Origin of the sequence: Cellulomonas sp. A375-1, assembly GCF_001040865.1 — a bacterium.
Classification (GTDB): domain Bacteria; phylum Actinomycetota; class Actinomycetes; order Actinomycetales; family Cellulomonadaceae; genus Cellulomonas; species Cellulomonas gelida.
In genome coordinates this window covers 1-10394 of record NZ_LFKW01000025.1, presented here as the reverse complement: position 1 = coordinate 10394, position 10394 = coordinate 1, and the positions used below count along the sequence as shown (strand labels likewise).

9 protein-coding genes are annotated in these 10394 nt (G+C 74.2%); 4 read left to right on the top strand and 5 right to left on the bottom strand.

The genetic code is table 11. The features are described 5' to 3' along the window. The coding region (locus CWIS_RS02790; protein WP_048341722.1) for a glycosyltransferase at window positions 1–1550 on the bottom strand (1550 nt) is incomplete at its 3' end. Window positions 1551–1692: 142 nt separating this feature from the next. Next, complete coding sequence (locus tag CWIS_RS19755; protein ID WP_048341721.1) at window positions 1693–2040, bottom strand: WhiB family transcriptional regulator; 348 nt, start codon at window positions 2038–2040, stop codon at window positions 1693–1695. A 250-nt stretch (window positions 2041–2290) separates the two neighbouring features. Between CWIS_RS19755 and CWIS_RS02780 the strand changes: the two genes are divergently transcribed. The 4 genes from CWIS_RS02780 to CWIS_RS02765 all read left to right on the top strand — a co-directional run bounded on the left by CWIS_RS02780 (window position 2291) and on the right by CWIS_RS02765 (window position 5873). Next, window positions 2291–3058, top strand: coding sequence for a TIGR03089 family protein (locus tag CWIS_RS02780; protein ID WP_048341720.1), 768 nt, complete (start codon window positions 2291–2293; stop codon window positions 3056–3058). 135 nt (window positions 3059–3193) lie between these two features. Then, window positions 3194–3796, top strand: a complete 603-nt coding sequence (locus CWIS_RS02775; protein ID WP_048341718.1) for an acyltransferase — start codon at window positions 3194–3196, stop codon at window positions 3794–3796. Continuing rightward, window positions 3793–4884 carry a DegT/DnrJ/EryC1/StrS aminotransferase family protein gene (locus CWIS_RS02770; protein WP_048341717.1) on the top strand — a complete coding sequence of 364 codons (1092 nt, stop codon included), beginning with the start codon at window positions 3793–3795 and terminating at the stop codon, window positions 4882–4884. Before CWIS_RS02775 ends, CWIS_RS02770 begins: the two co-directional genes overlap by 4 nt. Further along, on the top strand, window positions 4884–5873 hold the full coding sequence (locus CWIS_RS02765) for a Gfo/Idh/MocA family protein (protein ID WP_048341716.1): 990 nt from the start codon (window positions 4884–4886) through the stop codon (window positions 5871–5873). The genes CWIS_RS02770 and CWIS_RS02765 overlap by 1 nt, the downstream gene beginning before the upstream one ends. 74 nt (window positions 5874–5947) lie before the next feature. Here CWIS_RS02765 and CWIS_RS02760 read toward each other — a convergent pair whose 3' ends face one another. From CWIS_RS02760 to CWIS_RS17395, 3 genes are all read right to left on the bottom strand, one after another. Further along, complete coding sequence (locus CWIS_RS02760) at window positions 5948–7297, bottom strand: SpoIID/LytB domain-containing protein (RefSeq protein WP_048341715.1); 1350 nt, start codon at window positions 7295–7297, stop codon at window positions 5948–5950. After that, window positions 7294–8361: a non-hydrolyzing UDP-N-acetylglucosamine 2-epimerase gene (gene wecB / locus CWIS_RS02755; protein WP_048341714.1), complete on the bottom strand. Its 1068-nt coding sequence runs from the start codon at window positions 8359–8361 to the stop codon at window positions 7294–7296. Before wecB ends, CWIS_RS02760 begins: the two co-directional genes overlap by 4 nt. Beyond that, window positions 8358–10394: cell wall-binding repeat-containing protein (locus tag CWIS_RS17395; protein ID WP_053071509.1), on the bottom strand; the 2037-nt coding region annotated here is incomplete at its 5' end. The genes CWIS_RS17395 and wecB, both read right to left, overlap by 4 nt.

The following is a 10394-nucleotide window of genomic DNA, read 5'->3' as shown; positions in this document are numbered from 1 at the left end:
GCGGCGCCCGCGGCCACCCAGGCGCCGAGCCCCGCGAGCAGCACCGAGCCGAGCACGACGAGCGCGACGCCGAGGTCGGGCCGGCCGCCCGCGAGCGTCGCGGGCACGACGAGCACGCCGAGCAGCGCGTCCGCAGGACCCGGCGCACCGACCCCACCCGAGACCCAGCTGGACGTGGCCGCCGCCCACAGGTCGCCGACCGTCTCGGCGAGCGGCAGCAGCGCGCCGCCGACGAGCCGCGCACCGCGTCCCACCGCAGCCACGAGCGGACCGAACGCGACCGTCGAGATCGCGACGAGCGCGACCGTCACCGCAGCCAGGGTTGCGCGCCGTCGCGTGGCCAGCGCCGCGAGCTCGCGCAGCTCGAGCTCGGACGGCGCGACGACGACGCGCCGCTCCTCACGTCGGGCCAGGCGCCGGTCACGTCCCTGGCGCCACACCTCGCGCCAGGTGGCCTGCAGCGGCCGCAGCGCACGTCGGGGCAGGCGGCGGGTGGCACGCGCGCGACGCCGAGCCGCGACCACCGCGCCCGGCCGGGCGAGCGCCGCGAGCGGGCCACGCAGCTCGTCGACCGCGAGCCCCGGCTGCTTGGCCGCGACCTGGACGAGCGAACGGACGACGGCGCTCACGAGCACCAGCACGACCACGACGGGCAGGAGCACCCACGGCCCGGTGACGAGCCGCAGGTGCGTCAGCGCGCGGCGGCGCGCGGCGAACGAGCGGCGCGGGTCGGCGCTGTCGTCCTCGCCGTCGCCGTCGTCGTCCACGCCCGACGGGGAGACCGAGCGCAGCCCGAGGTACCCCGCCTGCGCGTGCCGCACGACCGCGGCGGGGACCACGACCACGCGGTGGCCCGCGAGGCGCGCACGGCGCGACAGGTCGAGCCCGTCGCCGTAGGGGCCGAGCACGGGGTCCGGGCCGCCGAGCTCGTCCCACACGTCGCGACGGACGAGCGCACCCGCGAGACCGACGCCGAGCACGTCCTCACGCGCGTCGTGCTGGCCCTGGTCCAGCTCGCCCGGCTCGACGTCCGTCATCCGGCGTCCCGACCGCGCGGTGCGGATGCCGACCTCGATGAGGCGCACCGGCTCGGTCCAGGTGTGCTGCTTGACGCCCGCGACGACCACGGACGGCGCGCGCGCGACCGCGCGCGAGAGCTCGGCGAGCGCGGTCGGCTCGGGTGCGCTGTCGTCGTGCAGGAGCCACAGCCAGGCGGTGGTGGGGCCGTCGTCGGACGCGAGCGCGGCGCGCACGGCCAGGCCGAAGGTGCGGGCTCCCGGGGCCTCGACGACGCGCAGGTCGGGCGTCCCGCCCCCCACGACCGCGAACGCGCGCTCGACGACGAGCGGCAGCGGGTCGGCCGTGGCGTGGCGCTCGGCGACGTCGACGACGATGACGCGTGCCGGTCGGCGCGCCTGGCCGGCGAGCGCCGCGAGCGTCGTCGCGAGGTACGGGGTGGTCCCGCGGGTCACGAGGACGGCGGTCACCGACGTCGTCGTCGGGATCGCCGCGGTCGTCGGGTGGTCCACGGGCGGGAGGGTCGCATTCATGCTCGAGCCATGATGCACGCCCGGCCGCGCCGCGCGGGGAGCGACTCGCCACGCCGCCCCGACCGGACGTCAGGGTCGGGCGACGGAGCCGTCACGTCGTCGTGACGGCTCGTCGGACGATCGACCCTGGGACGACGAACGCTCAGACGACGCGACGCTTGAGCTTGCGACGCTCGCGCTCGGACAGACCGCCCCAGATGCCGAACCGCTCGTCGTTCGCGAGCGCGTACTCGAGGCACTCGCTGCGGACGTCGCAGCCCGTGCAGACCTTCTTGGCCTCGCGCGTCGAGCCGCCCTTCTCGGGGAAGAACGCCTCGGGGTCGGTCTGGGCGCACAGCGCGCGCTCCTGCCACCCCATGGGCCCGTCGTCGTCCGGGGTGCCGAACAGCGACAGGACGTTCGAAGGAGTCTGGGAGACGGGCGCCGCCTGGCGGTGCGCGTCAGAGGGGAACTCGGAGGTGGCCCCGTCACCGTCGAGCAGGTTCCACATGCGTGCCTCCGGCAGATGCTGGTTCTCGGTCAAGGCTCGACCTGAGCGACTGCCCCGTTCGGTACCGTCATGGGACGGTCGGGGCGGCCGCGCCGTGGTGCTCGCGCTCGGATGTCTTCGGACAATCTGAATTACACGCGTGTCGTTCGCGCCCGTCAACCGGAGCCGTGGTAGTTGTCCCGATTTGTCGGGTGAACTTCTGTCGATCGGACCGCCGAAGCGTGTCGACGTGGCGCTTAGGGTGGCGCGCATGACCTCGACGCGTCCGTCCGCGCCTTCCGACGTCGACACGCTCCTGCGCCTGCTGACCGCCGATCCGGGCCGTCCGCGGCTCACCTGGTACGGCGACGACGGCGAGCGGGTCGAGCTCTCCGGGGCCGTGCTGGAGAACTGGGTGAACAAGACGACGAACCTCCTCGTCGAGGAGCTCGACGTCGGCCCCGGGACCCTTCTCGCGCTCGACCTGCCGGCGCACTGGCGGACCGTGCTGTGGACGCTCGCGACGTGGCGCGCGGGCGCGAGCGCGGTCGTCGGGACCGACGAGGTCGAGCCGGACGTCGTCGTGACGTCCCGGCCCGACGCGTCCGCCGCACCCGGCCGCGGTCCCGCGCTCGTCGTCGTGACCCTCGCGGCGCTCGCACGCCGCGCACCGGACCCCGTGCCACCCGGCGCGATCGACGCCGCCGCAGCGGTCATGACCTACGGCGACCGCCTCGGCTGGGTCCCGCCCGCCGAGGCGGCGCAGACCGCGCTCGGCACGGCAGGCACTCCTGTCACGCACGCCGAGCTGGCCGCGTGGTGGGCGCCGGACGACGAGCGCGAGCGCGTCCTGCTCGGCGCCTCACCCGACGTCGCGGGCTGGCTGCGCGACGTGTGCCGCACGCTCGCCGGCGACGGCTCGCTCGTCCTGCTCTCCCCCGCACGCGCCACGCACCTCGCGCAGCCCGGGTCCGCCGACGAGCTCGCACGCCTCGTGGCCGGCGAGCGCATCACGCGCACCGTGCTCGGCACGACGTGACGAATCCGACTTCCGTCGGTCGCAGCGCCTGGGACTCCCGTCCCCGTGGGCCCCTGCGCCGTCGGTAGGCTGTGCCAGGTCCGGCCGTCGCCGGAGCACCCCCGAGCGGAGAGCTGGCTGGTGAACGTACGCATCATGGCGTCCGCGGACGTCGACCCGACGGCGACCGTCGGTGACGGGTCCTCGGTCTGGCACCTGGCGCAGGTGCGCGACGGGGCCACGATCGGCGAGTCCTGCGTGATCGGTCGCGGCGCCTACATCGGCTCCGGCGTGAGCGTCGGCGACAACTGCAAGGTGCAGAACTACGCGCTGGTGTACGAGCCAGCCGTGCTGGAGCCCGGCGTGTTCGTCGGACCGGCCGCGGTGCTCACGAACGACGAGTTCCCGCGCGCGGTGAACCCGGACGGCACGCCCAAGAGCGCGCACGACTGGCAGGCCGTCGGCGTGACGCTGCGCGAGGGCGCCTCCGTGGGCGCGCGGGCCGTGTGCATCGCGCCCGTGACCGTCGGGCGGTGGGCGACGGTGGCCGCGGGAGCGGTCGTCACGAAGGACGTCCCGGACTACGCGCTGGTCGCAGGGGTGCCGGCACGTCGGCTCAAGTGGGTCGGCCGCGCCGGCGTCCCGCTGCAGGACCAAGGAGATGGCACGTACCTCTGCCCCGCCACGGGCGAGCGGTACGACGAGCACGAGGGTGTGCTGACGCGTCGCGCGTCGGCGGACGAGGAGCTGCACGCATGAGCGGAACGACTATCCCCGCGGCCAAGCCGCTGATCGGCGACGAGGAGCGCGCGGCGGTCGACCGCGTGCTGCGCTCCGGGATGATCGCGCAGGGCCCGGAGGTCGCGGCGTTCGAGCGCGAGTTCGGTGAGCAGCTCGTCGGCGGACGCGCGTGCGTCGCCGTGAGCTCGGGCACGACGGGCCTGCACCTCGGCCTGCTCGCGGCCGGCATCGGCCCGGGCGACGAGGTGATCGTCCCGTCGTTCACGTTCGCCGCGACGGCCAACTCGGTCGCCCTGACGGGTGCGACTCCCGTGTTCGCGGACATCGACCCGGACACCTACTGCCTGGACGCCGCCTCGGTCGAGGCCGCGATCACCGAGCGCACCGCGGCGATCATGCCGGTGCACCTGTACGGCCACCCGGCCGACATGACCGCGCTCGGCGCGCTGGCCGCCGCCCGGGGCGTGCAGCTCTTCGAGGACGCCGCGCAGGCGCACGGCGCGACCTGGAACGGCGCACCCGTCGGCTCGTTCGGCACGTTCGGCATGTTCTCGCTGTACCCGACCAAGAACATGACGTCGGGCGAGGGCGGCATGGTCTCGTGCGCCACGCCCGAGGTCGTCCGCCAGGTCCAGCTCCTGCGCAACCAGGGCATGGAGAAGCGGTACGAGAACGAGGTCGTCGGCTTCAACGCGCGCATGACCGACGTGCACGCCGCGATCGGCCGCGTCCAGCTCGGCAAGCTCCCCGCCTGGACGCAGCAGCGTCAGGCGAACGCCGAGTTCCTGTCCGCGAACCTGCAGGGCGTCGGCGTCCCGCACGTCGCCGACGGCGCGACGCACGTGTGGCACCAGTACACGATCCGCGTCCCCCAGGACCGAGACGGCTTCGCGAAGGCCCTGCTCGAGGAGCACGGCGTCGGGTCGGGCGTCTACTACCCGATCCCGAACCACCAGCTCCCCTCGTTCGGTTTGGAGTTCGACCTCCCGGTCACGCGCGAGGCGTGCGCGCAGGTCCTGTCGCTGCCCGTCCACCCGTCGCTGAGCCAGGACGACCTCGAGCGCATCGTCGCCGGGGTCAACGCGGTCGCGAAGGCGGGTGCCTGATGGCCGACCTGCGCGCCGGGCTCATCGGCCTGGGGATGATGGGGCGCCACCACGCGCGCGTGCTGCGCTCGCTGCCGGGCGTCCAGCTCGTCGCCGTCGCGGACCCCGCGGGCGACCCGCACGGCGTCGCCAACGGCCTGCCGGTCGGCAGCTCGGTCGAGGACCTCATCGCCGCCGGCGTCGACTACGTGACGGTCGCGGTGCCCACGACCTACCACGAGCAGATCGCGATCACGCTCGCGGAGGCGGGCGTGCACGCGCTCGTCGAGAAGCCGCTGGCACCCGACACCCCGTCCGCGCAGCGCGTCGCCGACGCGTTCACGTCGCGCGGGCTCGTCGGGGCCGTCGGCCACATCGAGCGCTACAACCCGGCCCTGCAGAACCTGCGCGAGCGGCTCGCGGCGGGCGACCTCGGTGACGTCTACCAGGTCGTCACGCGCCGCCAGGGGCCGTTCCCGGCCCGGATCGCCGACGTCGGCGTGGTCAAGGACCTCGCGACGCACGACATCGACCTGACCGCGTGGGTCACCCAGTCGCCGTTCGTGTCCGTCGCCGCGCAGACGTCGCTGCAGAGCGGGCGCCAGCACGAGGACATGGTCGCGGTCGTCGGCAAGCTCGCCGACGGCACCGTGACCAGCCACCTGGTGAACTGGCTGTCGCCGTTCAAGGAGCGCGTGACGGTCGTGACCGGTGAGCGCGGAGCGTTCGTCGCGGACACCCTCACCGCCGACCTGACGTTCTACGCGAACGGCACGGTCCCCACGACGTGGGAGTCGATCGCGAAGTTCCGTGGCGTGAGCGAGGGCGACGTGGTCCGCTTCGCGATCCCGAAGCCCGAGCCGCTGCGCACCGAGCACGAGGCGTTCCGTGACGCGGTGCTCGGCAAGGAGGTCGACATCGTCACGATGCAGGACGGCCTCGCGACCGTGCGCGTCGCGGAGGCCGTGCTCGCCTCGGCCGCGTCGGGCACCACGCAGCAGCTCGTCTGAGCATCCGTACGACGAACGCCCGGTCCCCCCGCGGGGCCGGGCGTTCGTCGTACGGGCGTTCGTCGTGCGGGTGGTCAGCGCTGGACGGTCACCGTGAACAGGGTCGACCGCAGGCCGAGCGCGATCCGGAACGCGTCGCCGCTCACCGTCGTCGTGCCGCCCGTGCCCGTGAGCTTCACCGACGTCGCGCGGCCGCCGTAGGCACCCTTGCCGTCCCGCGTGATGCTGACCGAGGTCACCGTGCCGACCGACGGGTATGCCGCGGCCAGCGTCGCCTTGCTGACCGTGAGGTTCCACGTGAACGCGTCGTACGGGTCCGGCTTGGCCTTGAGGTACGGCTGGGAGCCGGCGACCGAGTAGCCGCCGTTCGACGCGCTGAACTGCGTGAACGCGGGCTTGCCCCCGTAGGTGCGGATGAGTCCGGCGGTCGCCTTCACGGCCGCGTCCGTGGCGGCCGTCGTGTGCGTCGCCGTCCGGCGGCCCTTGAGGTCGTACGACGCGGCGCCCTTGAACACCTGGCAGGACGTCGTGTCGCACGTGTCCCACCACCACGGCCGGTAGCCGCCTGACTGCTCGTAGGACGCGTACGTGCGTGCGGCGATCGCCTGCGCACCGAGCGCCTGGGCGTGCCAGTAGGACGGCATCTCGGCGGGCACCACCGAGCTCAGGTAGGACCGGTAGCTCGACGTCAGCGTCACGCTGACCGCGCGCGTCGCGGGGTCCGTGAGGTCCGCGTTGAGCGACCCCAGGTACTCGTTCGCGGTGCTGCCGACGACGTTGCGGACCGTCAGGTCGGAGTCGGAGACGGTGACCCGCTTCGCGTTCGCGAGCGTGCGTGCGATCGCGGTGCTCGTCACGGTGGTCCACTTGCCGCCCGCACTGGCCTGCAGCCGCCAGCCGGAGCTGAGCCGGCTCACGCGCCACCGCGCGGGCGTGACGGTGCGGGTCCCGCTCTTCACCGTGGTCGGCAGCGCGACGAGCGATCCTGCGGTGCCCTTCGTCGGGTCGGAGCCGCGCAGACGCAGGCCCGACTCCGCGACGACGTCGAGCTTGCCGTCGGTGTCACCGCGCAGCCACACGTCGATCGAGCGCGTGTCCGACAGCCGCGCGGGCGAGGTGCCCGGGTAGTAGATCGCGGCGATCTTCTGCGCGGACTGGCCCTTCTCGGCCCGGCCCTTGGCGCCGTACTGCGAGAGCCCGATGCCGTGCCCGAACCCCCGTCCCGCGATGACGAGGTCCCCTGCCGCGGCCGGCACCGCACCGCGGGGCGTGGCGGCCAGGGCCGCGACCGCGGAGTCCGGCCCTGCGCCGTCCGGTCCTGCTCCGTCCGGCGACGTCGGGGCGGCCGCCGCCGGGGCGACGAGCCCCGCGACCACGAGCGCGGCGAGCGCGCCGGCACCGAGGAACCGCCTGCGCGCGGTCACGGTCGACGCTCCTGCAGCACGGCGGCGACCCGCCGGGCGGCGTCACCCGTCCCGTACGGCGTCGCCTGCGGCAGCGCACCGGCTCCGCGCAGGACGACCTCGTCCAGCCGCGCGAGCTCCGCGATGGTCGGCACGAGCATGTTCCAGCCCCCTTCGAGCGTCTCGACCCACTCGGTCTCGGTGCGCAGCGTGGTGCACGGGCGCCCGAGGAGGTAGGCCTCCTTCTGCAGTCCCCCTGAGTCTGTCACCACGGCGCTCGCTCCGAGGACGGCCGCGACCATCTCGTGGTACGGCAGCGGGTCCGCCACGACGATCGAGCCCTGGTCCAGCGCGATCCCCTGGGCTGCGGCCTTCGCCCGCAACCGGGGGTGCGCCAGGAGCAGCACCGGCACGCGCAGCCGGGCGAGCGCGCCGACGATCGCCGCGAGCCGCACGGGGTCGTCGGTGTTCTCCGCGCGGTGGATGGTCGCGACGACGTGCTCCCCCACGGGCGCGCCTGCCACCCGCGTCCCGGCCGCGAGGACCGCGTCCCGCACGCGGAAGCACACGTCGGTCATGACGTCGCCGACGAGCTCCGTGCGCGCCGCGAGCCCCTCGGCGGAGAGATGGTCGACCGCGACCTGGGTCGGTGCGAGCAGCAGGTCGGCGGCGTGGTCCGTGAGCACGCGGTTGTGCTCCTCGGGCATGCGGCGGTTGAACGAGCGCAGCCCTGCCTCGAGGTGGGCGAGCGGGAGGTGGATCTTGACCGCGGCGAGCGCGGCCGCGAGCGTCGAGTTCGTGTCGCCGTAGACGAGCACCCAGTCGGGCCGCTGCTCGTCCATGACCGACTCGAGCGGGCCGAGCATCGCGCCGGTCTGCGCGCCGTGCGAGCCCGACCCGACCGCGAGGTGCACGTCGGGCGCCGGGATCCGCAGGTCCGCGAAGAACACGTCGGACAGCTCGGGGTCGTAGTGCTGCCCCGTGTGCACGATGACGTGCTCGACCCCCGCCTCCTCGAACGCCGCCGCGACGGGCGCGAGCTTGACGAACTGGGGGCGCGCGCCGACGACGCTCAGCACCCTCACCGCAGGACCTGGACCACGGCGTCGGGCACCGCGCCCACTCCTCCCGCGACGAACAGCTGGGGCACCTGCCGCGCCGCGAGCCACGCGACCGTGGGCGGTGGCGCGCTCGAACCCGCGGTGAGCAGCGTGAGGCGTCCGAGCACACCGCCCGTGAGCGAGTCGACGAGGTTGGCGTCCTTGCCGGAGGCGAGCAGCACCGCCCCCGTCCCGACACGCGACTCGTAGGCCGTCGCGACCGCGGCGGCCGTCGCGTAGCGGTCGTCGCCCGCGAGCCGCGAGAACGTCAGGCCCGCGGCCCCGAGCGCGGCCGTGACGTCGGCCGTCACGACGCCCGTGCCGCCCACGACGACCGCCGACCTCGCCCCGAGCGCGGTCAGCGCGTCCTGGGTGACGGCGGGCACCGCGTTGCGGGGCACCAGCAGGATCGGCTGCCCGGTCGCCGCGGCCGGTCCCCCGGCGGCGGCGGCGTCGACGAGGTTCGCCGCGACACCGGACGCGACGACGACGTTCGTCGCCTTGCCGAAGGCCCGCGCCACCGCGGCGGCCGTCGCGTAGCGGTCGTCGCCCGCGAGGCGCGTGACCTCCAGGCCCGCCTTGCGCAGCGTGGTGACGACCTTCGAGCCGAGCACGCCCGTGCCGCCGACGAGAGTCGCGCGCGTCGCGCCCCTGCGGGCGAGCTCGTCGAGCGTGGCCTGCGGCACCGTCGTGCTCGTCGCGAGGAGCACCGGCGCCTTGAGCGTGCGGGCGTACGGTGCGGCGACGAGCCCGTCGACGAGCGACTTCTGCTCACCCGAGACGATCACGACCTCGGTCCCGCTCGGGTACGCGGCGCGTCCGATCGCGGCGGCCGTGGCGTAGCGGTCGTCCCCCGCCAGGCGCTGGACCGCCGACAACGAGCCCACCGAGAAGTAGGCGGACCGCAGGCCCATCCTGGTCCGCACGCCGTCGGTCGTCGTCTTCGTGAGCAGGTTCGCGCTCTTGCCGCTCGAGGACGTCGCCCGCAGCTGCATCACCGCGCCCGAGCTCGCGCGCTGGGTCACCTTCAGCGTGGCGACGTCAGGCAGCGTCGGGAACTTCGCGCGGACCTGCGCCTGGGTGAACGTCGCCTGCCAGCTCGCGTACGGGTTGCGCACGCGCGAGTCGACGGACCACTTGTCGTCGCGGGTCCGCAGGTAGGGCAGGGTCGCGCTGCCCCACACGTCCTCGGAGTTCGTGGTGCGGCCGCCTGTGGACGACGAGTAGTACGTCTCCGCGAGCTTGCCCCCGGGCGCCACGACGACCTGGGCACCGTCCTTGGTGCGCGTCGCGTTCACCGCCGCGACCCAGTACTTGCCGTAGCCCGGCTCGTTCTCCTTGTTCCAGCCGGTGAACTTCTGGTCCGTCGTCTCGTCGGTCAGGTGGGCGTTGAGCCCCGAGCGCACGCCCGCCTCGACCTTGCGGTAGGCGTACGTGCGCGCGGCGATCGCCTGGGCCTGCAGCGCCGCGGCGGGCCACGACGCGGGCATCTCCGCGATGCCGTAGAGGTACTCGCTGTTGAGCCGGAGCGTGTTGACGACGTTCGTCCCGCCACCCAGCGGCCCGAACGACAGCATGCCGCGCGCGTACCGGACCGCGCCGCTGCCCGCATTGGCCCACGGCACGCTCACCACGCCACCCGACCAGCTCAGCCGCAGCTCGGACCACGTGGTCGGGTTCGTGCGGTACTCGAAGCCGTCGGCGACCACCACCACGCGGCCCGTCCCGCTCGCGTTGGAGTACGTGAAGGTCAGCGAGCTCGCCGTGATCGAGCGGGTCGTGCTCGGAGCCGTGCCGAGCGTCCACGTGGTCGCGGAGTCACGCGAGACCGTGACCGAGCGGACGCCCGTGAGCACCTGGACGCGGATCTGCGGGTCGTCGGCGCGGCGCGCGACCGTCGCGGGCTCGTAGTAGTGCTCGAGGATGCCCGCACCCGAGTACCCGTCGAGCGCCATGCCGTAGGCGCCGTACTGGGACATGCCCAGGCCGTGGCCCCAGCCGCTCCCGGAGAACGTGAA